21 protein-coding genes and 1 pseudogene are annotated in these 25605 nt (G+C 58.4%); 9 read left to right on the forward strand and 13 right to left on the reverse strand.

Annotation, left to right across the window (positions count from 1 at the left end):
* Positions 1 to 197: 197 nt before the first annotated feature.
* The 5 genes and pseudogenes from LQ788_RS06215 to LQ788_RS06230 all read right to left on the reverse strand — a co-directional run.
* Positions 198 to 2576, reverse strand: a complete 2379-nt coding sequence (locus tag LQ788_RS06215) for a S8 family peptidase (RefSeq protein ID WP_231445951.1) — start codon at positions 2574 to 2576, stop codon at positions 198 to 200.
* Complete coding sequence (locus LQ788_RS06220) at positions 2557 to 3711, reverse strand: AAA family ATPase (protein WP_231445953.1); 1155 nt, start codon at positions 3709 to 3711, stop codon at positions 2557 to 2559. Before LQ788_RS06220 ends, LQ788_RS06215 begins: the two co-directional genes overlap by 20 nt.
* Before the next feature lie 646 nt (positions 3712 to 4357).
* Positions 4358 to 4600 (reverse strand): transposase, encoded by a 243-nt coding sequence (locus LQ788_RS19935; RefSeq protein WP_394801330.1) that lies wholly within the window; start codon positions 4598 to 4600, stop codon positions 4358 to 4360.
* Between the two features lie 336 nt (positions 4601 to 4936).
* Complete coding sequence (locus LQ788_RS06225) at positions 4937 to 5623, reverse strand: GTP pyrophosphokinase (protein WP_231447349.1); 687 nt, start codon at positions 5621 to 5623, stop codon at positions 4937 to 4939.
* Positions 5624 to 6166: 543 nt separating this feature from the next.
* A pseudogene (locus tag LQ788_RS06230) lies at positions 6167 to 6361 on the reverse strand (TetR family transcriptional regulator); the annotation flags it as partial.
* Between the two features lie 134 nt (positions 6362 to 6495).
* On the opposite strand from LQ788_RS06230, the gene LQ788_RS06235 reads away from it, so the two are divergent.
* From LQ788_RS06235 to LQ788_RS06255, 5 genes are all read left to right on the forward strand, one after another.
* Positions 6496 to 7950: an MFS transporter gene (locus tag LQ788_RS06235; protein WP_231445955.1), complete on the forward strand. Its 1455-nt coding sequence runs from the start codon at positions 6496 to 6498 to the stop codon at positions 7948 to 7950.
* On the forward strand, positions 7940 to 8812 hold the full coding sequence (locus tag LQ788_RS06240; RefSeq protein WP_231445957.1) for an SDR family NAD(P)-dependent oxidoreductase: 873 nt from the start codon (positions 7940 to 7942) through the stop codon (positions 8810 to 8812). Before LQ788_RS06235 ends, LQ788_RS06240 begins: the two co-directional genes overlap by 11 nt.
* A 50-nt stretch (positions 8813 to 8862) precedes the next feature.
* Complete coding sequence (locus LQ788_RS06245) at positions 8863 to 9627, forward strand: alpha/beta hydrolase (protein WP_231445959.1); 765 nt, start codon at positions 8863 to 8865, stop codon at positions 9625 to 9627.
* 53 nt (positions 9628 to 9680) lie between these two features.
* On the forward strand, positions 9681 to 10964 hold the full coding sequence (locus LQ788_RS06250) for an FAD-dependent monooxygenase (RefSeq protein ID WP_231445960.1): 1284 nt from the start codon (positions 9681 to 9683) through the stop codon (positions 10962 to 10964).
* 609 nt (positions 10965 to 11573) lie between these two features.
* Positions 11574 to 11906 (forward strand): hypothetical protein, encoded by a 333-nt coding sequence (locus tag LQ788_RS06255; protein ID WP_231445961.1) that lies wholly within the window; start codon positions 11574 to 11576, stop codon positions 11904 to 11906.
* A 203-nt stretch (positions 11907 to 12109) separates the two neighbouring features.
* Here the strand turns inward: LQ788_RS06255 and LQ788_RS06260 are convergent, their stop codons facing one another.
* The 4 genes from LQ788_RS06260 to LQ788_RS06275 form a co-directional block, all read right to left on the reverse strand.
* Positions 12110 to 13492, reverse strand: a complete 1383-nt coding sequence (locus LQ788_RS06260) for an aspartate aminotransferase family protein (RefSeq protein WP_231447351.1) — start codon at positions 13490 to 13492, stop codon at positions 12110 to 12112.
* A 136-nt stretch (positions 13493 to 13628) separates the two neighbouring features.
* Complete coding sequence (locus tag LQ788_RS06265; protein ID WP_231445962.1) at positions 13629 to 15095, reverse strand: aldehyde dehydrogenase family protein; 1467 nt, start codon at positions 15093 to 15095, stop codon at positions 13629 to 13631.
* Positions 15096 to 15135: 40 nt separating this feature from the next.
* Positions 15136 to 16149, reverse strand: a complete 1014-nt coding sequence (locus tag LQ788_RS06270) for a nitroreductase family protein (protein WP_231445963.1) — start codon at positions 16147 to 16149, stop codon at positions 15136 to 15138.
* Positions 16150 to 16168: 19 nt separating this feature from the next.
* Positions 16169 to 17140, reverse strand: a complete 972-nt coding sequence (locus LQ788_RS06275; RefSeq protein WP_231445964.1) for a quinone oxidoreductase family protein — start codon at positions 17138 to 17140, stop codon at positions 16169 to 16171.
* Positions 17141 to 17239: 99 nt separating this feature from the next.
* Here LQ788_RS06275 and LQ788_RS06280 point away from each other — a divergent pair, with 99 nt between their 5' ends.
* Positions 17240 to 17830 carry a TetR/AcrR family transcriptional regulator gene (locus LQ788_RS06280; protein ID WP_231445965.1) on the forward strand — a complete coding sequence of 197 codons (591 nt, stop codon included), beginning with the start codon at positions 17240 to 17242 and terminating at the stop codon, positions 17828 to 17830.
* 69 nt (positions 17831 to 17899) lie between these two features.
* On the opposite strand, the gene LQ788_RS06285 is transcribed toward LQ788_RS06280, so the two are convergent.
* The 4 genes from LQ788_RS06285 to LQ788_RS06300 are packed head-to-tail and all read right to left on the reverse strand — an operon-like array spanning position 17900 to position 21752.
* Positions 17900 to 18682 (reverse strand): ABC transporter permease, encoded by a 783-nt coding sequence (locus LQ788_RS06285; RefSeq protein WP_231445967.1) that lies wholly within the window; start codon positions 18680 to 18682, stop codon positions 17900 to 17902.
* A 7-nt stretch (positions 18683 to 18689) separates the two neighbouring features.
* Complete coding sequence (locus LQ788_RS06290; protein ID WP_231445969.1) at positions 18690 to 19583, reverse strand: ABC transporter permease; 894 nt, start codon at positions 19581 to 19583, stop codon at positions 18690 to 18692.
* Complete coding sequence (locus LQ788_RS06295; RefSeq protein ID WP_231445971.1) at positions 19558 to 20694, reverse strand: ABC transporter ATP-binding protein; 1137 nt, start codon at positions 20692 to 20694, stop codon at positions 19558 to 19560. Before LQ788_RS06295 ends, LQ788_RS06290 begins: the two co-directional genes overlap by 26 nt.
* 2 nt (positions 20695 to 20696) lie before the next feature.
* Positions 20697 to 21752, reverse strand: coding sequence for an extracellular solute-binding protein (locus LQ788_RS06300; RefSeq protein ID WP_231445972.1), 1056 nt, complete (start codon positions 21750 to 21752; stop codon positions 20697 to 20699).
* A 340-nt stretch (positions 21753 to 22092) separates the two neighbouring features.
* On the opposite strand from LQ788_RS06300, the gene LQ788_RS06305 reads away from it, so the two are divergent.
* The 3 genes from LQ788_RS06305 to LQ788_RS06315 are packed head-to-tail and all read left to right on the forward strand — an operon-like array spanning position 22093 to position 24297.
* Positions 22093 to 22755: an RraA family protein gene (locus tag LQ788_RS06305; protein ID WP_231445973.1), complete on the forward strand. Its 663-nt coding sequence runs from the start codon at positions 22093 to 22095 to the stop codon at positions 22753 to 22755.
* A complete protein-coding gene (locus LQ788_RS06310) occupies positions 22752 to 23567 on the forward strand; it encodes a carbon-nitrogen hydrolase family protein (protein ID WP_231445974.1) in 816 nt (271 codons plus the stop codon). The genes LQ788_RS06305 and LQ788_RS06310 overlap by 4 nt, the downstream gene beginning before the upstream one ends.
* Before the next feature lie 4 nt (positions 23568 to 23571).
* Entirely contained in the window at positions 23572 to 24297 is a 726-nt protein-coding gene (locus LQ788_RS06315) for a GntR family transcriptional regulator (RefSeq protein WP_231445975.1), read from the forward strand.
* The last annotated feature ends 1308 nt before the right edge of the window (positions 24298 to 25605 follow it).

The raw sequence follows: 25605 nt of genomic DNA on the forward strand, positions 1-25605 counted from the left end.
ACGATTCTTGAAGGTACAGACAACTAGGGTGGGGCCAAATGAGGTCGTCAAAATGGAGCTAGTTTCAGTTGACGTGGCGACGAGCTAATGTCCGGCGATACCGGCACCGAATAGGTAGGTGAAATACCTATCGACAACGACACGCGCCAGCCAAACATAACTAGCTTTCTGGATATCTCACGTTGCTGCGGTCGCTATTAAAACCAATTCGAGGTCGGTTCTGAACTACGCGTGCGAAGACGTCCGCGTGCTTGCTGAACTGGTCTCAGGGTGCTGAAGCGCGAGCGTACTGAATCGTACATGTCGTCGGCTTCTGAATCTCCTATTACCGAGAGAAGCATTGCGAAAGGCACCTTGGTAGGGGAGTTGTCTAGAGCCCCGCTTCGACGCGCTATGTAAGAGAGCTCAAGGCGAGGAAGCTCCACTTCACCCGCGTTGAGTGTTGTTCGAAAGTGCCGAACCGTCTCCCATTTTCCACTGTCGCGAAGGTCATTCTCCGTGTTCCCCTTCGCCGGGGTGAGAGTTTTCGTAGTGGGTTCTTGGCTGGGCGTCCATCCCTGGGCGAGCAGTTGGCGTGCTTCGTCACTTCGCAGGTTGAGCTGGCGACTCTTCTCAGAAGCCCCCTTCGGAGGCCTGAACGAATGAACAAGATGGTGAGGTCGCAGAGCAAGTTCCAGCGACGCGCTGGTGTACTCCGTCGGCTGGGCAGGATCGACGGGTGAAGCATAGGCAAGGGTGAGCTGAATGCGTGTGTCCGTCGTGGACGGCTCGGCTACCGGAAGCTGATACCCCAAGAGATCGCCACGCTCGATCTCGTCTATATAGAGAACGTGGGCTTCATTCGGATTGCAGTCAAGGAAGTCATCGAAGTTCAAAGGCTGTCGCCCGTATCCAACTTCAGTCTGGAGCTTACGGTGCTGGTGCGGACGCTCGGCGAAATGGGTTGCAAAAGCGCGTAGTACGCTGCTGTTGACCCTGGGGAGCTTGGTCACCAAATCGGCAAGCGCGTGCGTCGTAACGGGTGCAGCGAAACTAGTACCTGACGCTTCGAGGAATGTTCCGTCGGATTGAAGGACATTGAACATGCGCTGATCGGTTCCGCCAAATTGCACACCAAGCGGCTGGACTCGCGAGCCGTGACGCCCCGGCCCCATTGACGAGTATGGTGCCCGGCTCCATGGGGCCTCTGGAGCCGGAGCATCACAGGCTCCTACTGCAAGTCCATTGGCCATATCTGCCGGTACTTGAACGCGATGTAGTCCGGTGGCTTGATCCGCTTCGCCATCGTTCCCAGCGGCCACGACGAACAGCACGTCTCGGTCCCAAGCCAGCTGGTCCAACTCACTAGTCCATCGATTTGGCTCCATATCGTCTTCGACAGCCAGAGTCGGGCCAAGACTCAGGTTGACCAAACGATGCCCTTTGGCTTCAACAGCCTCTTTGATCCGGTCAAGCACCCAGTACCCTTCAAGGTCACCGGGGATATATGGCGGAGGTAACACCCGATAACTCTCCACGGGTAGTGGTGGTTGCGGGGCGCTATCGCCTGGGTTGACAAGACCGTAGAGAACGGCTCCGGTTACGCCTGTTCCATGAATCAGTTCATTTGGGTCGGGCGCTTCGGCAGTGAGGTCGTGTGTGGGGATAGAGAACAACGGACTAGTGCGGCGTGCCGTGTCCACTCCGCCATCAAAAACGCCGACTGTCACATTCGTTTGAAATGGTTGCTGTGCCGCTGGGGCGTCAAGGCTTTGTCCGCTTCGGGTACCAAATCTCGGTCGTGGGCGAATCGCGGGCATTGGTCTGAGGACTCGAAGTGGGTTGAAGCGGGCGAGGCTAGCAGCGCGGCTTGACCGAAGGCTGACGGGTGTGAAAGTTAGACCACCTACCCGGCGAATATAATCACTGTGGAGTGTTCCGTCCTCATTCTCGATCAGTTCTGTCCAACGATCGAGTGTCTCATTGTCTAGTGGTACTGGCTCGCCAAGGTGTGAAGTAAGGGGGTGAAGCACGGCTTCCCACACGGGTAGGTCAGCCGAGTCCTGATCGGTATTGCTGCGGTGCAGTACGTCAGACTCGCGGGGCAGGGATATCTCGTCTAGTTCGCGGATCTGTGAAAATGCCTGTTCTTCGGTCCGGTTCCTTCCACCATTCGTAATGAGTCGGCGGAGCTCTAAGAGTCCGTCGTCTGAGATTGCGAAAATAAGCCGGCGTGTTTGCTCAGTGGTTCGTCTCGTCTTAGTGACATATTGTCCAACGTCGGCTCTCGATCCAACTGGCGAAGCGCCCACATGTGCCAGCAGTTCGGTCGGGAAGTATGACGCGGCGAGATAGTTGGGGAGCAGCTTCGCTTCGACATAAACTCTGTTGCTTGCCCTTAGAGCCTGTGGCAGATTGGCCACCATTTCAGTCGCTTCGGTGATCTGCGGGATCAACGTAGCTTGTGCCTGTTCGACTGTTTGGGGTTCGTACTTGTCGCCGCCCCCGCCATTGGGGGCCTGGACATCGAGCTTCAATGCTTCACCGTTGACGAGCAACGGACGTGGTGCGGGGTCGTTACCCTGTTCGTCCGCCATTTCGTGCTCCTTCTGCTCGCTTGATGCCTGAGGCAACCGTGGGGTGGCTGACACCAATTACCGAGGCGATCTGCCTGTTGGACAGCTCCAAGGCATCTCGCAATGTTAAGAAGAGCTTGTCACGGCGCGGCCCCGGGTCGGGCATGTGACACGCTAGCTCGTTCAGGAGGACGTCGCCCACTGGCACATCAGTAAGGATCGCGCGTCGCCGGGCTAGCAGCCATAGACGGGCCAAGTCGGAGTTGGTCATCCCGTCGGTGAGTTCGGTAACGATCGAGAGAACACTCTGGTCCATGTCTCCCGCGTCCGCGGACAGATGCTGGAGGACAGAACGCCGTTGGTTAGCATCTGGCAAGCCAAGGGAGAGAAGCCGATCGAACCGCCGTTCGGCGGCGGAGTCGAGTAACTGCGGATGATTTGTCGCGGCGACGAGCAAACTAGTGTCAGGCCATCGATCGAGCTCAACGAGGACGACATTCACGATCCGTTTCAGTTCTCCGATGTCAGCATCGTCATCACGCCTTTTGGCAATGGCGTCAAATTCGTCGAGAAGGAGGACGCAGGGTCCGCTTTTTGCATAGTCGAGAACGGACTTGATATTGCGCCCGGAGGTTCCGAGGTAGCTCGAAACTACTGAAGATAAGTCGAGCGATACTAAGGGTAGATTCAGTGCCCGAGCCAGCCAACGGGCTGTCATGGTCTTTCCAACTCCAGGGGGACCGCTGAGCAAGATGCTCCGAGTGAGTCCGAGTCCGGCACTATGCAGCTCTTCGGCACGTTCGCGTTCAGTGACGACTTCTTTAAGCTGCGACATGACAGCTGGGTCGAGGACGAGTCCGTCGGCATCCGGAACTACGTCAACGTCGACGAGTGGATGTGCGCTGTCTGCTTCTGTCGGCAACGCACCTGAGGTGTAACGCAGTTCAGTAATATCTGAGCCCGCGGCTATTGCGGTGTGTACAGCATCGCGGAATGATTCCGTATTATGTACTCCTGGTGGTACAGACCTCATCAACCGAGCAGCGAGTTGCCTGACGCCGGCGCCGTGGCCACGCGTGCCGACTCTGACTAGGTCGACGATCGCACGTTCAAGACCATCGTTGGTGTGGTAAGAATTACTAGATGCGGCAGGCATGGTTACCACTGTATCTTGTTTGTCTGCCTAGATCATGCTCGTATCGGTGGTAAGTTCCAGTGTTTCTGGGTCATTGTTTACCATTGCGGGTTAAGGGTAGGTTGCCGCTTAGTGTGGCATGCATTGCCCAAGGTCAGTTCGACAGAGTGTATGGCGGTTAGAATCTCATATCGGCAGACGCAGTGTGCGCCTGTGAGCATGCGCGTACGACCTACTCCCTGCGACGTGGCATCCCTATAGCGCGATTCGGGCATGGTCAAACTCACTTTGAGCCGCTCCATGCCTTTTTATGAACCTTGGCTGCGGAAGCTGACCTGTGCGCTTCGTCTTCTCTTCCGCGCAACGACAAGTGGGGGCCGCAACTCTAGATGACCAGGCGGAACAGGTGAGCACGATTTGAATGCGAGCAGAGAAGCTGGATCCTATGATCGCAAGAGTTGGGATCGTCGATCCCGTTCTGATTATTGCTCGGACGCCGCTTGCAAGCCAGGGGCTCCTGCTGCCGCTCAGGCCTTTAGATTTGTACGCCGCCCGGGTCGAAGGGCCGCCAGCACCTCGACGAAGCTAGGTGACGGGCCGATAGGTGTCTCTTTAACGCGTCGCGCCCTAAATAGCCTCATGATCGTGACCTTTCAGGGTTTACGAATCAATCTGGAAATCTTTGCTCCTGAGATACGCGCGAGTCAGCACCGCAGGACAAGATCCCCAACTTTCGGCCGCTGTGGTTGGTCTGATTTTCCCCGCTGGTCGTTTCCGAGCCTGGGGGAATGGGGCGGAGGCCAGCCAGTTTAGCGAATGAGGCTTCGCATTTGATGCGCTCGGGTTTGTCGCCGGCGACTATGAGGGTCTCCGCGGCGGGATCGATGCCGATGCCGAATTGTTCGAACACGCTCGGCCGTTGCCGAGCTTAGCGATTAGACCGCTGAGCTCCTTGGCTTCGCCAACTGCTAGAAGATATCGCGGCCTTCCCCCTAATGAAAACTGAAAACTATAGGGCACCCCTCGCTCGAACTCGTTGTCGCGCAAGTTCGGATTGATCTTCACCCACTGAGAATCCATCCAGGGTCCGGCCCCGTCTTCAACGAGCGCGTTTTACGAGTACGGACTTGCCGAGGTGCGGCATCTCTTAGATTGAAGGGACTGTCGGAAGAGGCTAGGCTCAAGCAGCTACCTTTTCCAGCAGACGACGAAGCTCAAATAAGGGATCTACCTACGACTGATAATCCTAAATCTTCTGCTTCGACAGTTCCCATAGGTTGTGCAGGAGTGCGTCGTCTATGTCAACGGGGTTGGCGTCCGTGTCTGCCTCTTCGGATGAGCTGTGGGCTTCGGTGTGGAGCTGCTCCATGCGGTGATCGAGCTGCTCGGCGGCTTGCGCGGCGTCGGCGAGGTCGGCGGCGAGATGGTCGGGGACGGCTCCGTCATACTTGTAGAAGATCTTGTGCTCGAGGCTGGCCCAGAAGTCCATCGCGATGGTGCGGATCTGGACTTCGACGGGCACGGCGACCGCGCCGGTGGAGAGGAACACGGGGATCTCGATGATTGCGTGCAGGCTCTTGTAGCCGCTGGGCTTGGGGTCCTGGATGTAGTCCTTGATCTCGAGGACCCGGACGTCGTCCTGGCTGGTGAGGGCGTCGAGGATGTGGTAAGTGTCGGCGACGAAACTGCAGGTGATGCGGATGCCGGCGATGTCGGTGATCTTCTCGCGGATCTCGGGCAGGCTGGGGTCGAGTCGGCGTCGGACTACCTTCTCGAGGATGCTTTTGGCGGTCTTGACCCGCGAGGAGACATGCTCGATCGGGTTGTAGCGGTGCAGGTGCAGGAACTCGTCGCGCAGGATAGTGACTTTGGTGAGGACCTCGTCGACGGCGAAGCGGTACTCCATCATGAGTCGGGCGAAGTCCTCGCGCATGCGCCGGGCGAACGCGAACCGCTCGGCCTCCCGAGCGCGTGCGCCGTCCGCGCGGTCCTGCGCGGGCGCCAGTGCCGCGCCGGGCGTCGCAGGCGCGCTCCAGACCGCGACGATGGTGTCGACGAGCCCGTCGGCGATGTCATCCCAGGTGCCCAGGCCAGGCGCGGTGCCCTCGGCGAGCCGACGCTCCCGGTCGACGGTGGCCTGGGTGATGAGATAGCGGGTCATGGCGCTGCGCGTGGCGGCCACCGGATCGGAGAGGTCCGGCAGGCACTGCGACAGGCCCTCCTGGAGGTCGCGCAGCGAGGGCGCGTCGGCGAGGTAGGTCTGGGCGTCCAGGCGGTGGTAGGCGGGATCGGCTGTGATCTGCGCGACGAACCGCGCATACCACGACGGCTGCCCGAGGTCCTTCAGGTGCTCGGTCACCGACCGCACGGCCACCGCCACCCACTCGCGGAGGTCCCCGCGGTCGCGGATGCTGTCGATCAGGCCGGCCCGGATCGCGGAGATCCGCTGGGAGTGCTTCTCCAGGATCGCCCTGACGAGGTCCTCCTTGCTGCCGAAGTGGTAGCTCACGGCCGTGTTGTTGCCCTGTCCTGCGGCCTCGCTGATCTGCCGATTCGACACGGCCTGGATGCCGCGCTCGGCGAACAGCTGCTCGGCCGCCTCCAGCAGTCGTTCGCGGGTCCTGCTCGACGCCTCGTCGCGCCGGTGGTGAACCGTGTTCGTCTCGGTCATAGCCGCCCCTCGTTCCTCAATCAGTTGCCTCAACCCTACCTCAGTAAGTCAAGTGATTGAAGTTGTGCTACGCTAGGTATCGCTTGACTAAATCAAATGACTTATATCTGGTGGGTGCAACCCGAGGAGGAACCATGACAGAGACCATGTCGTTGCCCGAGACGAAGACGGGGGCAGGGGGCGCGCCGAAGGCGCGCCCGAACCTGGTGATCTTCGTGCTCGCGTTCTCAGGCATCGTCGTCGCGCTAATGCAGACGCTCGTGCTGCCGATCGTGGCGAAGCTGCCCGAGTACCTGGGCGCACCGGCGTCGGACACCGCGTGGGTGGTGACGGCGACGCTGCTGGCCGCGGCAGTCGCGACCCCGCTGATGGGCCGGTTGGGGGATATGTTCGGCAAGCGGCGGATGATGATCATCAGCCTCTCGCTGCTGATCGCAGGCTCCCTGATCGCGGCACTGTCGAGCACGCTGGTGCCGATGATCGCCGGCCGCCTGCTGCAGGGCCTGGCGATGGGGTTCATCCCGCTGGCCATCAGCATCATGCGCGACCTGCTGCCGAACGAGAAGCTGCCCACCGCCACGTCCGTGATGAGCGCGTCCCTGGGCATCGGCGCGGCCATCGGCCTGCCCGCGGCGGCGTTCGTCGCCGAGAGCTTCGACTGGCACGCCCTGTTCTGGACCGCGGCGATCCTCGGCGTCGTCTCCCTCGTCCTGGTCCTGGCCACGGTCCCCGAGTCCGCGCAGCGCGCGGGCGGTCGGTTCGACTTCCTCGGCGCGATCGGCCTGTCGATCGGCCTGCTCTGCCTGATGCTCGCCATCTCCAAGGGCGGCGACTGGGGCTGGGGGGCGGGCCTGACGATCGGACTGTTCATCGCCGCTGTGGTCGTGTTCCTCTTCTGGGGGTTCTACCAGCTGCGCACGAAGGAGCCGATGGTCGACCTGCGCACCACCGCGAAGCGGCAGGTGCTGTTCACCAACCTCGCTGGCATCGCCTTCGGGTTCGCGTCCCTGGCGATCCAGCTCATCGTCCCGCAGATCGTGCAGATGCCCGAGGCCACCGGATACGGCATCGGCGGCACCCTCCTGCAGGCAGGCCTGGTGATGACCCCGCAGGGCATCGTCATCATGTGCGCCGCCCCCTTGTCGGCGCGGATCTCCCGGACGCTCGGCCCGAAGGCCGCGCTGATGATCGGCGCAGTGGTCGTCGCTGTCGGGTACGGGCTGAACATCGTGATGATGAACGAGCTGTGGCAGCTGATCATCGTCTCCTGCATCATCGGCGCGGGCATCGGCATCGCCTACGGCGCGCTGCCGCTGCTGATCATGGGCGCGGTGCCCCGCTCCGAGACCGGTGCGGCGAACAGCCTCAACGCTCTGCTGCGCTCGATCGGCTCGTCGCTGGCCAGCGCGCTCTCCGGCGTGATCCTCGCGCAGATGGTCATCACCGTCGGCGACCACGCCCTGCCGTCGGCCGACGGTTTCCGAGTGATCATGGCGATCGGCTGCGCAGGCGCGCTCCTCGCGCTCCTGCTGGCCGCGTTCCTGCCGAAGAAGAGCGCCGACGTTCCAGAGGCCGCGCATGGCCACTGATCCGCCCACCGGCACCGGCGCTCCCGCCACGGTCGGCACCGACCCACTCACCCTCGAGCAGATTGCGACCTTCATGACTGACATCACCCGCGAACCCCTCCCCGCCTCCTCGGGCGGCCACGGCCTGCTCAAGGACAAGGTGGCGGTGATCACCGGGGCCGGACGCGGCATCGGCGCGATCACCGCCCGCCTGTTCGTCGACGAGGGCGCGAAGGTCCTCATCGCCGACGTCAGCGGCCACGAGCATGACACCGCCGCCGAGCTCGGCGAGAACGCGGTCGCGTTCCACGTCGACATGACCCGGGAGGAGGACATCGAGGCCATGTTCGCCCGCGCGCTCGAGGTGTTCGGCCGGGTCGACGTCCTCGTCAACATCGCCGGCAACCCCGGCGGCAAGCGCGGCGACGAGCTCACCGTCGAGGAGTACGAGTCGATCACCCAGGTCCACCTGCGGGGCACGCTGCTGGTCGACAAGCACGCCGTGCGGGTCGTGGCACCCAACGGGGGAGGGGCGATCGTGAACTTCTCGTCGGCAGCCTCGTTCGCCGTCGACGAGAAGATCTCCTTTGCCTACTCCTCGTCGAAAGCCGGCATCAACGCCGCCACTCGCTCCTACGCGGTCCATTACGGCAAGCAGGGCATCCGGGTCAACGCCGTCGCACCCGGGTTCACGCTCAGCGAGAAGAACCGCAACATCCCCGCAGTGGCGTTCGAGCAGCTCAGCGCCAAGGCCGCGCTCGGCCGCCCCGGAACTCCGATCGAGCAGGCCCAGGTCGCGGCGTTCCTCGCCTCCGACCTGGCCTCGTTCGTCACCGGCGTCGTCGTCCCCGTCGACGGCGGCTGGTCCTCCCGCCTGGCATGAGCACGCCCCTACGACACACACCCACCACCGACAACACAGAGGAGACCACCATGAGATTCGTCCTAGTCCACGGAGGATTCCACGGAGCCTGGTGCTGGGACCGCACCCTCCCCGAGCTGGAGCACCTCGGCCACCGGGCCATCGCCGTCGACCTCCCCGGCCACGGCCAGCGGGCCGGGGAGGTTGCGACGCTCCAGAACCGCCTCGACGCGGTCACCTCCGTCCTCGAGCCCGGGGACGTTCTGGTCGGCCACTCCGGAGGAGGCCACGAGGTCACCCGCGCCGCGGACGCCCGCCCCGACCTGGTCAGCCACGTGGTCTACCTCGCAGCTGCCCTGCCGATCGAGGGCAGGACACAGCCCGAGGCCAGCTCCACCCACCCCGATGCGGGCTCTGGTCGCAGCGGCGTGGACGTGACGGGGATGCGCGAGCACCTCCAGTTCAACGCCGACGGGTCGATGCAGTTCGCCGACCTCGAGGGTGCGCGGGAGTTCTTCTTCCACGACTGCGATGGGGACACCGCCCGGTGGGCGTTCGAGCACCTCACCCCGGAGCGATTCGGCGAGGAGGGCACAGTGCCCCTGTCCGTCCCGGACTTCTGGGAAGCCGACCTGCCGCGCAGTTTCATCCGCTGCCTGCAGGACCGCTCCCAGCCGCGGTGGCTCTCCGACCTCGTCACCGACCGCCTCGGCGTGGAACCGTTGACCATCGACGCCTCCCACTCCCCGTTCCTTAGCCGCCCCACCGAGCTCGCCCAGCTGCTCGTCTACGCGACGACCACCCAACCCTTGAGGCCTCTGCGCCCCACGCCCTGAGCCCCGCCCACCACCCACGCTTCGTACAGCGTCAAAGGAAGGAAAACACACACATGCCCACCACTCAAGACACCAGCCGTCGCGTCCTCGTCGTCGGCCTCGGCATCGCCGGAATGTCCACCGCCATCCGCCTCCACCAGGCCGGGTGGGAGCCGGTCGTGATCGAGCGCGCCCCAGCGCGCCGCCCCGGAGGACACTTCATCGCCCTGTTCGGCACCGGCCGCATCGCCGCCGAACGCCTCGGCGTCCTCGACCTCATCGAGAACCGCACCAACCCCGACCACCACAGCTGGGAGATCGACCGCAAGGGCCGCAAACGCCCTGGCCTCGGCTTCGGCACCATCCCCTCCGCCGCCCCCTGGATCCTGCTGCGCGGCGACGTCGAGGACGGCCTGTACAAGGGGCTGCCCGAGGGCCTGGACATCCGGTACTCCACCAGCCCCGTCGACCTGCACCAGGACCCCGACGGCGTCGACGTCACCCTGCGCGACGCGACTACCGGGGACGAGTACATGGAGCGGTTCGGGCTCGTTGTCGGGGCCGACGGGATGCGCTCGAGCATCCGCCGCCTCGCGTTCGGCCCCGACGCCAACTACCTCACCCCGTTGAACTACATGGTCGCGACCGCCCTTCTGGAGCCGCAGCTGACCGGCATCCCCGACAGCGACAGCGTCGTGCTCGCCGAGCCCGGTCGGTCGTTCTGGACGTTCTCGTTCACCAACCATGCCCCCAGCATGCTGTTCTCCTACCGCACCGACGACCCGGCGGCCGAGCTGCAGCGCGGCGCGGTCGACTCCGTGCAGCGCGCCTTCACCACCAGTTCGCCCGGGCCGTTCCTCGGCGAGGCGCTGGAGCACTTCGCCGCAACCGAGCACACCGTGTTCGACTCCGCACAGCAGATCCGTATGCGCCAGTTCCACACCGGACGGGTCGTCCTGGTCGGCGACTCCGCCTGGTGCATGACGCTCTACTCCGGCTACGGGGCTTCCTGCGCCCTCGCAGGAGGGGACTTGCTGGGCACGTTCCTCGAGCAGCATCCCCGGGACGTACCCGCGGCGCTGGCAGCGTGGAACGAGCGCATGTACCCGCACGTGTCCAACCAGCACAACCTCGTCGGCCGGTCCCGCACCCTTTTCACCCCGCACGACCGCCGCGAGCAAATTGCCCGCACCGCACTCGTCCGGGCATTGAACACCCCCGGGGTACAGGCGCTGGCGGTCAAACAGATGCAGCGCCACCCGACCTTGTCGATCAAGGACGGCGACCTCGCCCTGCCCTCGAAGTTGACCCCGGCTCTGATCGAGGCCTCCGCCCCGGTGCAGTACCAATCGAACTGACACGCACTCTGCTCCTTGCCGAGTAGGAGCACGTTTACGATCGAGGCACTCGGCCCCGTCCCGGTCACGTCTAAAGACCGTCTCGAAGGGGTCAATCCCATCTTCGACGGCATCTTCTCCGTCGCATGCCTCGGTGAGCTGCTCGGACCCACCGAGGCTTGTGACGGACACTGGTAGCTTTCGAGATAGGGCTGCCGGTCCAGCAGGAAGCGAACATCAGCGACCTCGCGCTTGGCTCTTTCTGCGCCAGCAGCTGTAGAGCGCAGCGACGATCGGCCTACCTTCAAACTCTGGATGACCAGGCAGAACCGGTATCACTTCGACAGGCGATAGGGAGGATCCACGATGTGGACTATCACAATAGGGACCGTCCCAACTGCAGCCCGGAGGGTCTTTTCACCGATAGCGTCATCGTATTTGTCTCGCTGAAATACTGGCCTGGTATCGACGGGTATGTCCAGACCGACGGTGAACAACCCATCCGCGCCTTGTCGAGTAGATTCGAGCGTTGAAGTGGGTGGGAGAGAATCTTCGTGTCGCAGACGACTTATCATCGGCGAACCGGCCCGAAGTATATGCGGAGAGCTTGTTCTAGCGCGTGCAGAGCGCTTGACTGATACGCCCGCGCTCCTTCTCTTCGCTGAAGCCCATACCGCGGCCGGCATCTGGGCGTTGCCATTCGAGTTGCTGGCCGCGGTATGGGCCTTGGGTGGGTTCTGCGCGCCGCGCGCGGCCTCGATGGGACCCTTCCTGCTCGCAAGCTGTACAGTGCATCCTGGCGCCGCCACGAATGGACTGGAAGATGAGAACGAGTCGACTGTCCCCAAAGAACCTGTTGGCGCTGCCCGGCATCATCCGCCAACGTTCTGGGTCCTTGATGGCCCGAAAACGATGCTGATCGAAGACTCGTCCAAGTCTTCGACTTTTTCTCTGCTGTTTTGATTCGCCTTGTTGGCACCGCGCGTGTTCTGTACCCGGCCGTGCCGTGCCGTTACGGCCCTGCCGCTCCTCAACCGACGAGCGGCAGGGCGTGGCGAGTACAAGTAGAAACCTACTCAGAGCCGCCTAATCCTCTCCAAGTTACGTGTTACTAGGTCGCCACGTCGCCGAGAGTATGAACACTCAGGGCCCGAGCGGCCAATTTGTCAAGATTGTGTAGTGAATGAATCAGCAACGTCGAGCGCGCGGTCGAGAGCTCTTAGTCCCAAATGCATATCTTCATCGGAGATGTTGAGTGGAGGCACGACGTGTACGCGATTGAAATTTGCGAACGGCAACACATTCTCGCCTTTCAACGCCGACACTACTTGGTTCATTTCCGGCGAGGTGCCGCCGTAGGCCGCTAACGGCTCTTTGCTGTCGCGGTCCTTCACAAGTTCGACAGCCCACATACAGCCGAGTCCTCGTACATCACCGATTGAGGGATGACGTTCGGCTAGCTCGTGGAGCGTCGGCCCTATAATCTCAGTACCGAGACGCTTTGCATTCTTGACCATGCCTTCGCTTCTCATTACGGTAAGTGTAGCGACGACAGCCGCACATGCTAGAGGATGTCCTGAGTAGGTATTCCCGCCCGGGAATGGTCGCAGGCGAAATGTCTCAAATATTTCGTCTGAAATAGCGACTCCGCCGAGGGGGACATATCCTGAGTTCACGCCTTTTGCGAAAGTGATCAGATCAGGTTTAATGCTCCAATTGTCAATTGCTAGCCATTCGCCCGTGCGACCAAACCCTGCCATTACTTCGTCAGCGATGAACACGATTCCGTGTTTCCTGGTCAATTCTCGGACACCTGCGAGGTATCCATCGGGCGGACCGTAGACCCCTGCCGTCCCTGGCACTGTTTCGAGAATAAGCGCAGCAATGGTGCTCGGCCCCTCAAGGAGGATCATGTCCTCAAGATGCTGCAGCGCGCGCTGAGTCTCTTCTTCTTCAGTGATTGAACCAAAGTAGGACCGGTACAGGTACGCAGGCATGAAGTGTATAACACCCTCAGAAGAGTAATCATTGGCAAATCGCCTAGGGTCGCCGGTGACGTTGATGGCGAGCTGGGTTCCACCGTGGTAGCTCCGAAAGGCAGAAAGGACCTTCGTACGTCCGGTGTGAAGCCTTGCCATACGGATTGCATGTTCGTTTGCGTCGGCACCGCCCACTGTGAAAAATACGTGGTCGAGACTGTCAGGAGTGATCTCAGTGATCAGCCGCGCTGCTTCGGAACGAGCTTCGTTGACATGCTGCGGGGCGATAGTACACAAGCGTGCGGCCTGCTCTTGGATGGCCGAGATCACCTTCGGATGTTGGTGTCCGACATTTGTGTTCACTAGTTGGGAGGAAAGATCAAGAAGTTTATTACCTTCTCCGTCCCAAACGTACGAACCTTCGGCACGGAGGATTGTCATGGGTTCGAACAGACCCTGGGCTTGCCAGGAATGAAAGACATGTTGGCGGTCAAGTGCGTGAGCCCTACGCCCAGCTCGCTTTTCTCTTTCTGAAATGGAAATAGTCAAGTTCGTGGACGGTGGGTCAATCTTGTCGGTGGTCAAAGCGCATCTTCTTTCAAGAGTAGATCTGAGAGCAACTAGTCCTCTTCGTGTCCGAGGCTGGCGACATTTCATGAATGGTATGAGCGAGTGGAGGCGCAAATAGGAAATTTTTGGTACCGGACTAGTTAAGGCTCACATTGATTTGTTTTATTTGCGTGAATCCCTCGAGTACACCCTCAAGTGATGCTTCACGTCCGAACCCGGAAGCTTTATACCCACCATAAGATTGGCCGACGACTTGCCCACCACCTTGATTGATCTGAACCCAGCCTGACTGAATTCTGGAGGCTGTCGTCAGAGCCTTGTCGAGATCTTGAGTAAAGATGTATGCTGCTAGTCCGTAATCGCTGTCATTCGATAGGTGAATGACCTCATCGAGATTTGTCCACGGAATGACAGAAAGCACTGGACCGAAGATCTCTTCTTGACTCGTTTCCCAATCGTTTCTCGATCGGGAGAAAACGATTGGTGCATGATAGAAGCCCGCCTCGTTCACGTCCAAATTTGCACTACCGTCGTAGGCGATTTCGACCCCGGGCATAGACTTTCCTGACTCAATATATCTAGAAATTTGGTCGTATTGTTTTTGGTTGATGACGCATCCGATATCGCTTGCTTCTTCACGCGGATCGCCGACCTTCATTTTAGCGATCCGGTCAACGAGGCGACTGAGGAAACTTGCGTAGATGTCCTCGTGCAAGAACAGGCGAGAGCCTGCCGTACACGATTGTCCTTGGCGAGCAAATCGTGTTGCGAGGATTACTTGTTCCAAGGTGTCGTCATTGTCGGCATCAGGGAAGATAATGTTGGGGCTCTTTCCACCTAATTCCATAGAGGAGTGAGCAAGGCGCTTACCGGCAATTTCGGCCACGTGTCGTCCCACAGAGGACGAGCCCGTGAACGATACTTTGTCCACCTTGGGACTCTGGACGAGTGCTTCGCCGATCACCGAGCCTCGTCCGGTGACAACATTGAGTACGCCGGGGGGCAGTATGTCACTGATGATTTCGGCCATCTTGAGAATGGTCAGGGGCGCCTCAGCAGCGGCCTTGAGAATGACTGTGTTCCCCGCGGCTAGCGCCGCTGGCGTTTTGAATCCTGCGATCATCAAGGGTGAGTTCCATGGCAGGATACCCGCTACGACCCCGAGGGGCTCACGTCTCGTATATTGAAGCTGCCGGTCGCCTGCGGGCAATGTGGCGCCCTTTATTTCTGCTGCGACGCCTGCCATGTATCGAAACAACTCGACGAGAGAGGCTGCCTCAGGGCGGGCTTGAGTTCTTAGCGCGTTGCCTGTGTCAAGAGCGGTCAGTTGGGCAAGTACTTCCGACTCCGACTCAAGTGCGTCTGCGCACGCGGACAACAACCGCTGTCGCTCTTTGAAGTGCAGCGCAGACCAATCTGGAAAAGCAGCCCTGGCTGCGGTTATTGCCTTGTTCGCGTCCTCGGCTTTCCCATCAGGTACGGTGGCAATGACGACGTTGCGGTCGATCGGAGTAAAGACGTCGATGGTAGTGCTGTCTTCAGCTTCGACCCATTCTCCATTGACGAACATTTTCCACGAAGTTGGTGCGGGGAATTCTCTCATTGGTCTCCTTGTGCTGTCGCATGTGGTCACTTCTGGCGGGCTAGGCGCGTTCTTGCAGTTCGGTCAAGATCTCGTTGACGCTTGGTCGTGGGGATGCTGCGACCTCCAGCATTTCGGGTAGGTGCCCCACGCCGAGGAACGTGACGATCACTTCGTGTTCGGGCAGGTCGAAGTGTTCACGGAGCAGTTGGTCGTGTTTGTAATCTTCAGACCAGTTCATCATGCAGGTACCCAGTCGGTCGGCGTGCAACGCATAGGCTAGCGACATCGCGAAGAGTCCGCCGTCGATCCATGGTTGGTTCCGTTCTCCGACCATGTCGAAACCACGTAGATCTGAAGTGATGATCAATACTGCCCCGAGTCGATGTCCAAAGCCTCGGTTTCCGTGATGGAATGTCAGCAGCCGATTACGCAGCTCGGTGCCGTATGCAACATGTACGCGGCGAGTTTCCCGGTTACAGACGCGGGGAGTCTTAAGTGCTCGTCCGACTGCTTTCTTGATTGCTTCAGGTGCCACATCTTCGCCGGTGAAGTGCCGTGCGCTGTATCGGGTCTGGATGAACCTGTCATAGTCGAAGTCTGTCGCACTCTCAATCTCAGCTCGGGTCAAAGTTGTCGAGCCGCCTTGCCAGTGTGCGGAACCTGGCTCTCGGGCAAAAGTCCGCAACTCTGTTTCCCATTCGGCCGGTAGCTCGAAGCCGTGCTTATCGTGAAATAGGACGTAGTCGCGGAGACATCCACGGGCTCCCTCGGTTATCGCGTTAGTGATTCCACGTGCTTCCAATTCACGGATGCAGGCGATTGTTAGCGGGAGCTTGCTCAATCCGAAACCGGGTCGTGGTTCCTCCATGGCAAGGCCCTTTTCGAGTGCGTGGGACACAGACGCTAGGCAGGCCGACAGTGCCGATGCATCGGAGTTGATTTCCAACGTGCTTGAGTAGCGCACGAATTTTGCCATGTCATATTCGTAGTTCCGGCCGATCTCTTCAATATCAGCCATGGGCGTGTATTCCCTCCGGGCGTCCGCCACACCGACAGTTTCCTGTACTTTCATCACGTATCTCCTCTTGGAATCAGGGCTTGAGAATGATCTTGCCTGTGCTGTTGCGCGACTCCAGTGTTCGGAACGCATCCTCGACTTCAGAGAGTGGCCGATACTGACCGTCTGAAATTTTGATCTTGCCTGCATCGATCAACCCAAATACCTCGGCAGCCCGCTTATTCAACTCGTGTCGCGTTTGGATGTGGTGCATCACAGTAGGGCGTGTGAGGTAAAGAGAACCTCCCACGTTCAATTGATTGATATCGACTTGTGGGACAGGTCCGCTTGCGGTTCCGATGCTGACCAAAATGCCTCGAGTCCGGAGCGAGCGCAGGCTTTTTGAGAATGTCGTTGCGCCAACGCCGTCGTACACCACATCGGCGCCGTGCCCTGCAGTTTTCTGCTTGATTCGAACATCGAAATCTTCGTAGTCGAATACCTGGTCGGCGCCAGCGCCTAAGGCGATTTCGGCCTTTGCGGGTGTCGACACGGTTCCAAACACTGTGGCGCCCTTCAACTTCGCCATCTGAGTAAGTAGCTGTCCTACTCCTCCTGCGGCTGCGTGAACGAGTACAACGTCGTTGCTGGAAACTTGGTAAGTGGTAGTCGTCAGGTATTGTGCAGTGATTCCTTGCATGAGCGCCGATATTGCTGCCTTGTCGGAGACATGGTCTGGAATGTCGACAATCTTGTCGGCAGACACCAGGGCGTATTCCGAGAATGATCCTTGACCGCCGGCAAGCCACCCGACCCGTGCACCTCGGTTCAACCCTGTGTCTCCGGGGTCAGTCACTGTTCCGAGGCCCTCGACGCCTGCTGCGAACGGTGCCTGTAATGGGGTGGCGCCTGTTCTTTGCGCAACGTCAAGATAATTGACTCCAGCCAGGCTGACCCGAACTAGAGCTTGGCCGCTGTCTGGAGTTGGCACTGGCTGCTCCCGGATCTCGTACACTTCCGGTCCTCCGTGGTCGGGCACAACTACCGACTTCATGAAGTTCGTCAATTCGCGTTTCCTTTCCGATGCAAATAGCACTACCTGGACTGACTGGCGCATCTCAGAACATGACTATACAGGTCTGTTTAGGTGGGGGACAATAGCAGGATGACAGATCAGCACGAACAGACGCTTCGGCTCACGCCAGCGGCCGAAAGGATCCTTACAACTGCTTCGCGTCTCTTCTATGAGTTCGGTATCCATGCAGTCGGAGTCGACCGGATTGCCGAGGAGTCTGGGATTACGAAGAAGACGCTCTATGAGCGGTTTGGATCCAAACAGGAACTCGTGCTTGCATATCTTCGAAGACGTGAGGAGCAGTGGCGGCGTGCTCTCAAATATCAGCTCAGTCTCGTTCCTGAGGCCGGGCTCGACAGAATTCTCGCTGTCTTCGATGCCGCCGATAATTGGTACAGCGGTCGATCGACTAAAGGATGCAGCGCGGTTAACGCACGGGCGGAAGTAGCTCCTAATCCCGAAGGACTCTCAATCCTCACGGAGGTGACCGAGCAGAAGACTTGGATGCTTAACACCTTCGTTGAGTTGTGCAAAGAAGCTTCTGTCTCAGATCCAGTGCGTACGGGGCAGCAATTGCAGTTACTTCTCGAGGGCGCACTTGTTACCCTCGGGACCCGCTCGTTCATGGAACCCGTCACTACTGCGAGGGAAGCGGCCAAAGCGCTTGTCACCACTGGGTGAAGCACTTCCGGTTGCAAGCATCTGGTGAGAAGGGCGGGCAGGTCATGGCAATCGGAGGCCTCGTTATAGCTAGCTGTTCATCACCTTCTTCAGCCCAACAGCGCGCTCAACGATGATGACCATGACTACGGAAATTGCAATGAGAATGACTGACAGTGCAGCAACCCCCGGATCTGAGCGATACTGAAGATATCTGAACATCTCCACTGGCAGGGTCGTTCGCCCCGCCCCTGCTACAAACAGGGAAATGACGGCTTCGTCAAAGGAGATAATGAACGCCATCACGGCACCTGCTATGAGTCCAGGCGAAATGATCGGCAACGTGATCCGACGAAAAGTCGTCCAGCTGCCGGCGCCATGGACCTTTGCCGCCTCCTCGCAGGAGACATCGCTCGTTGTGAGGCTCATCAACGTGGTCCGGATGACATAAGGCACAGTGATTCCAAAATGCGCAACGATGATACCTACGTAGGTTCCTGTCAGAGCGACTGGTTGGAAGACTAGAAGGAGACCCAGGCCCAACACCACGGTGGGGACGAGGAGTGGTGATAGGAACAGCCCTGATATACTACTCTTTCCGCGGAATTCGTAGCGCGCGATAGCAAGAGCCACCGGTACGCCTACGCAGAGAACCACTAGGGCAACGATGATTGCGGTGATGAAGCTGACTTTCGCGCCTTCGATAAATCCGTTGTTGGTGAGCATGCTCGCATACCATTGGAGAGATGGTGAACCTAGATCGATCGACAGCTTTGCGGAGCCGTTGAATGAAATAAGAACCACCGCAATGATCGGTGCTAATAGGAACAGGTAGACAACGGCAACTGTCGCTCGACTAAGGGTTTTCCACATGGCCGTTTTACTTCCCTTCAAATTTGGCAACGAGACGTTGGTAGACAACGAGCATCGCGCCGAACACCACGAGTAGGATCACGGACAACGCCGAAGCCAGTGGCCAGTTCAGCGTCTGGGTCGCTTCGTTGTAGACCTCAGTCGCGAGGATAAACACCCGGCCACCCCCGAGGAGCCTTGGTGTCACGAACGAGCTGATAGCTAGAACGAAGACCAGCAGGAATCCGGTGAAAACACCGGGCAGGGAGAGCGGCAGTGTAATCCGAAAGAACGTTTTGAACTTTGAGGCACCTAAGGAACCAGCTGCTTCCTCGAGGGAAGGACTGATGCGCCCGAATCCAGAGATCATGGCGAGGATCGCGTAAGGCATCAGTATTTCCACAAGGGCGATCGTGGTGCCAAACATGTTGTTGCTCAGTTGCAGCGGACTGTCAAGAAACCCGAACGACAGGAGTGAATCATTGATTACGCCTTGGTCACCCAGAATCGCGATCCAGCCGTAGGTGCGAGCGACAGCAGAGGTGAGTAGTGGCGCGATCGCCAGCGCGATCAACACCCCTTTCCACTTAGAAGTCGTTCTCACGAGGAACAAGGCAAGTGGGTAGGACAGGATGGTGGCAGCTGCCCCACAACCGAGACCCAGGAGGAGCGTGTTTCCGACAACCTGCCAATAGAAGGCATCTGCCAAAGCACTCTGATACGCACTCAAACTGAATGACTCGACCAATTGCCCACCGGCGCCGTGAGTGTTGAGAGACATCCTCGCCATCACGATCACAGGAAGGACAAACGCGATAGTTATGCCTAAAAGACCTGGTAGGAGAAGCCCGAAGAGCTCCCAACGCCTTCTGTCTCGAAATCCAGAGACACGCTTCCTACTGCCCATTTGTGTCAACGTCATGATCAGCTCCTCCCGATTCCGAAACTAGGTATGCCTCACCCGCGTCGAAACTGAGGTACACACGATCTCCGGTGCTCAGTGTCGTTGTGGCGTCAGTAAGCTCATCAACCCTAAGAATGGTGTCTACGTCAATGCGGACCTCGTAACTTTGCACGTTGCCCGTGTAGCTCGTCGTGATGACCTCACCGACCGTCGACGGCCCCGACATATGTGCAGCTTCGTTCACGGATTGCATGAACATTCGGTGGGGTCTGATGACTAGGCTTGCGTGAGTCAAATCTAGAGTCGCAGTTCCTCGGACATCGAGTTCACCGAACTCTCTCGTCTGGACCCGGTATTGGTCTCCTCCGAGCGGCATGACATGCTCAGCATCGAGGAAATTCGCCTTCCCAACAAAATTGGCGACGAATCGAGTCGCTGGCTGATCATAAATCACGTTTGGGGGTGCGTACTGCTCAATTCTTCCGTTATTGAGAATCGCGATCCGGTCAGCCATGTCGAGGGCCTCGTCCTGATCATGTGTGACGAACAGAGTCGTCGTCCCCAGCCGCTGTTGAATCGACCGGATCTCATGGCGCATTGCTTCCCGTAGTTTAGCGTCGAGATTTGACAATGGCTCATCAAGCAGCAGCAACGTCGGCTCGATTGCGAGAGCGCGGGCGAGTGCAACTCGTTGTTGTTGCCCTCCAGATAGCTCTGCCGGTCGTCGATCTTTCAGGTGGGACAATTGCACCATCTCGAGCGCTTCGAGAGCTTTGCGATTTACATCACCACGAGGTAGTTTCTGCATCTGCAGGCCGAAAGCAACGTTCTCTGCAATATTCATGTGGGGGAACAGAGCGTAGGACTGAAACACCATTCCCATTCCTCGCTTGTGAACTGGGACAGCTACCACGTCTCTACCGTTCACATGAATCTCGCCGTCACTTGGGTCGAGGAGGCCCGCGACCATTCTCAAGGTCGTCGTTTTACCGCAGCCGGATGGACCGAGCAGTGCGATCAGTTCTCCTTCGAGCACGTCGAGGCACACGTCATCAACCGCAGGGGTTGACGTTTTGGGGTACTGCTTCTGCAAGTTGCGGATAGACAAATAAGAACTGTTTGTAACCATCGTCATCCTCCGATGACGCCACGGCGCCACTGGTCGGTCCAAGCATCGCGGTGATCGGACATCCAGTTCCAGTCGATATCGACGATTTTCGGATCGTCTGTGGAGGCGACGCGCTTCTTCGTACCGGCCGAGAGTTCTGTGTTGGATACGGTCGGGGCGTAGAACATGGCGTCCGCGAATGATTCCTGTGCCTCTTTGGAGAGTGCGTAGTCGATGAAGGTTTTCGCCGCTCCGGGGTTCTTCGCGTTTTCGACCTCGTTGATGGTGTTGGTCTGGAACGCGATACCGTCTTCAGGTTGGACAACCCCCAAGGCACCGTCAGATTCGTCAGCGAACACTTGGGCTCTGGCGTTCCACCCGGTTGAATACTGAGCCTGACCCTCAGAGACTGGTTGGTAGACGTCTGGCTGGGGATCCCATGTGGTGACCTTCGGCGCGAGCTCTCCGAGCTTGTCGATGGCGGGGGTAATGTCTTGTTTGTAATCCGTACCGAGGTTGTCTGCCGTAAGTGCGGTTAGAGCAAGGCCCTGCACGTTTGGAGGAGCGGGTACCGCGAGGGATTTGTCAGGGGCGTTCCAGAGGTCGCCGATTCCCTTTGGTGCCTGGTTGACTTTCTCGGTGTTGTAGAGGACAACCAGATTGTCGAATGTCACGGCTGGCCCGTAGCCATCCGCGTTCTGACCCATTTCGATGACATTCTTGAGATTGGGCACGTCGTCTTCCGAGATTGTTGAGAAAAGACCTTCCTTGTTTCCGGTGTTGGCGATCGAGCTATCCATGATCGTGACATCGATTGTTGGCTTAGACTTCTCAGTGCGAAGCTTTCCTAGCATTTCTGCGCTGCTGTGCACGGAGACATAGTTGACGTTAATGTCGGAATGTTCTTGCTCGAATTGGTCTATCACCGATTCTGTGTATTTGTCCTGGAAGAGAGCGGCGTATCCGAGGATATTGACTTCGGTGTCGACATCGGCGTCTGAGCCTGATTCGCCGCACGCAGATAGTGTGCCAATCGTGGCTAACAGTGCGGCCACTGGCAAGAGGGACTTCTTTGACATGATGGAACTCCTTCGTCCGCAAGCGGTTTCGCTTGCCTACTCTGTTCCATCTCGGTCGCAGGACCCGGCTGTGAGCAATCTAACGTTGCGCGGCATCCGCAATCAAGGTTGAGCTGCAGAGATTCCATATACTGAGACGTTGAAAATGTTAGGAGGCGGAACGCTTGAAGTCAGGCGCACTACATGTATACACTCGGTGCACACCATCCATCTCGTGCATGGACCCGGCATGTCCCTGTACATGATTCGATAGTGCTCAAGTTACGGGCTTCGAGGAACGCGCAAGTGCGCAATATTGCAATCAAGTTCCTCGATGTACCGTTGCAGCGAAAGGACACCGATGTTCACCGACAACCCCATGCCCTCACAAATAGATGAGAAACGTAGGAGAGCCCTGCTGGGAGTCCAGACCTCTACTCTCGGGCACCTCCGAGATCACGGCTTCGTTCTGGGTCTTACGCCGAATCAGCGGCCGATAGCCTTCGCGGGCACCGCTGTGACCGTGCGCCTGCCGCATCTCGACTCGACGGCATTGCATGTGGCAGCCGATAAACTGCGGCCCGGCGATGTGCTCGTAGTCGAGCAATCCGGCGATTCCCGATCCTGCTTTGGCGGGATGGTGGCCTTCACGTCAAAGATCAGAGGTGCGGAAGGTGTAGTACTCGCCGGTGCAATGAATGACTTCGATGAGGTACTTGAACTCGGATTGCCCGTGTTTTCAAGTGGAGTCTCCGCGCGGACCACCCGGATTCTCGGCGTAGAAGGAAGCATCAACGTTCCTGTAACCGTAGGCGGCGCGGTGGTTGCACCTGGCGACGCAATACTGGCGGACTCGGATGGGATAGCTGTGCTGGCCGAGAAAGAGATTGACGAGGTCGTAACGACTCTCAAGCGCAAAGAAGAAGCTGAGCCAAAACTAAAATCAAAGATCCGATCCGGCGGCTCGCTTTCCGAGTGGTCCGGTGCCGCCCGTCGCTTTGCTGAGGGAAGTTCAGTCGCATGAGCAACTTGAGGATCGCTGTCGCTCAGTTCGAGGCAGGTACCGATGTCGCGAGAAACCGTGAAGCCGTAGCACAATGCATAACGCAAGCAGCAATGGTGAGCGACCTTGTTGTCTTGCCGGAAAACTCAATGTACTTTGACCCGACGAAGTCAAAGCCAGGCTATCGATACTCCGAGGGTCTCGACGGACAGTTTGTCAGTAGCCTGAGCAAGGCTGCTCGAGAGTTCCAGGTACATATCGTTTGTGGCATGACAGAGGCCAATCCGGAAGACACCGCTCGACCTTACAACACCTTGGTCTACATTGATAAGCAGGGCGAGCTGGTAGATTCGTACCGTAAGATTCATCTCTATGATGCGTTCGGAAATCGGGAGTCCGACAGAGTTACACCCGCCAAGATAGGACATCCGCTAGTCTTTGATATCGGCGGGGTGAGAGTCGGCGCGCTCACCTGCTATGACTTGAGATTCCCAGAAATTTTCCGGTGGATCGCGGATGAAGACGTCGACACCATCGTCTTGCCTGCTGCGTGGGTTGCCGGCTCGGCGAAGGAATTCCACTGGGAAACGTTGCTAAAGGCTCGGGCGATCGAAAACACGGTCTATATTGCTGGCAGCGGACAGACTGGACCGTCTTGTGTCGGTCAAAGCATGATCATCGATCCCATGGGAGTGACCCTTGCATCTGCCGGAGAGGAACCAGGAACGATTGCTTCGGGTATCGTGTCAACTGACAGAATCGGTTCCGTACGTGCAACAAACCCGAGTCTCAACGGGCGTCGATTCGAAGTCTCTCCAATTGACAGACTGTGAGTAGATGAACCTGTATCACGACACTTCGAAAGCCCGGTTCGGCGGCTGGTCCACATCGGCCATCCTGCCACCGGGCGTTCGCGATCCCTCAGTCAAGGCAGCAGACTATGCTTACCAATACCTCAAAGAACTCATCGTCACCATGGAATTGGCGCCGCAGACTATCATCACCGAGGTGGAGGTCGCCGAAGCCACCGGAGTGTCTCGGACCCCAGTGAGAGAAGCATTCTTCCGGCTCCAAGCGGAGAAGCTACTAGACCCTCTTCCCCGCCGCGGGGCATTAGTCCCAGCGATAACATTGAGAAACATACAAGAGCAAGCACAGACACGTCTCGTGCTTGAAGGCTACGGCATCCAGCAGATCTGTAAGAACAAGATGCCTGTGCTTGAGGAGCTCAGCAGCTTAATCGCTGAGCAAAAAGCCGTCCTTGAGTCGGACCCGGACAAAGTCGTAGAAATGGTTCTTATTGACAAGGAGTTTCATTGGACTTTAATTAAGGCCGTTGGGAACACCGAGTTTTCACAACTGTACAATGCTCTTCACGACAAGCAGGTGCGGATCGGAATTGCAAAATTTAGAGCTGTCAAGGGTCGCGCATGTAATGCGATATCCGAGCATAACAAAATTTACGAGGCGCTGATCCAGTACGATGTGGAGACTGCTCAGCAGCGGCTTGAGGAGCATCTACTTGGAAGTCTGAACCAAATCTCAAGCATCTTTACGAACTAGGCATTGCTTACTGCATTCGCCGAAGTTGATACCGATGTTCATACGAGGTGCGACCGCTTTCAAAGCCTTTGGGAAACCAGAACCGCATCGGCCCGACTCCTCTTCCAATATCATGAAGAGCGGGGATTTCTGGTTGACACTATCCATTTTATTGAGCGCTTGCCAGCTTGAGTCCTCCATCCTTTCGTCTGATGAATCTGCTCGGACACGACCGAGACCGATGGCCGTATAGTTAAGGTCGAATTCGGACTGATCGCGGTGCAAGTGCGCTGACTGGCTCTCGGCCGGATATCAGCATACTCGCGTGAATTGATCTAGGCAGCACTGACCTCGCAAAACGACTCTGCCGGAGCTGGGAACGGCCGTGCGCGATGTTGCCACCCAAGTAAACAGGACGGTATAGTCACCGTGCGGGGAGGCTCTATGGGCTGTACTCATCGACGGAAGGAAGAGACCAGAGAGTTTCAGAAGATTGGCCACTGCGTCCGCGCCGGGAAAACTGTAGTCATTCGCAAGAGCGCCGTACTGACTGCCACCGATTGATAGGGCGTCTCGTGGGAGTTCACCTCGCGTGAAATTCCTTTCCGCATGACTGTCAATGAGTCGAAGAAACTCGCTCGGACACTCTATAGAACTCACTATCGAGCGACGGCGTGAAAGTCTCGAAACGCGTTAACTCAATCTAGCGGCTTAGGAATATGTTCGTTCGGAGGCAGTGTGGGGCGACCTTTCATTATGCGGTTGCGCCGGCACACGAAGACTCATTCATATGGCAGACTCATCAACGACGAGATCGCGATGTTGCACACGCGACCAAGAACGCCTGCCAGTCGCCGCTTAGCCAACGCCAGACACGGAATATCGCTAGTCGAAAGGGCCCGGGACGTCCACGAAACGACTAATCGCGGCGGCGCAATATTCCCGCACTTTCAGTCCTCGCCAGAAGCAGTCCAAAATTATTGCCGATTTCCGCCGGTTGAATGCCGGAGCGTTATGGGCGTCCGGGACTGTTATCGTCGAGCCAGTGCTGGGCTGCGGTTTGATTGGAGTTTCACGCAGTACAGGCAGCATGCGCAACTTGGATACCCGAAGACCGGCCGAAAGAATCACGAGTGGGTCGTGGGGCTTCGACGAATCTAAAGTGGTTGGTGAACACGCTTTACTAATCCTGTCTGCGGCTTCTGGATCTGACGCGCACTGACATCATCGAACTCTCACCAATGGAGCTGCGCATGCCAGGTTAAGAAAGTCAAGTACACGAAAGGAAAGAAGCCGATGCTTCAACATCACACAGTCTCTAGAAACTTT

This window comes from Brevibacterium zhoupengii, from assembly GCF_021117425.1.
Classification (GTDB): domain Bacteria; phylum Actinomycetota; class Actinomycetes; order Actinomycetales; family Brevibacteriaceae; genus Brevibacterium; species Brevibacterium zhoupengii.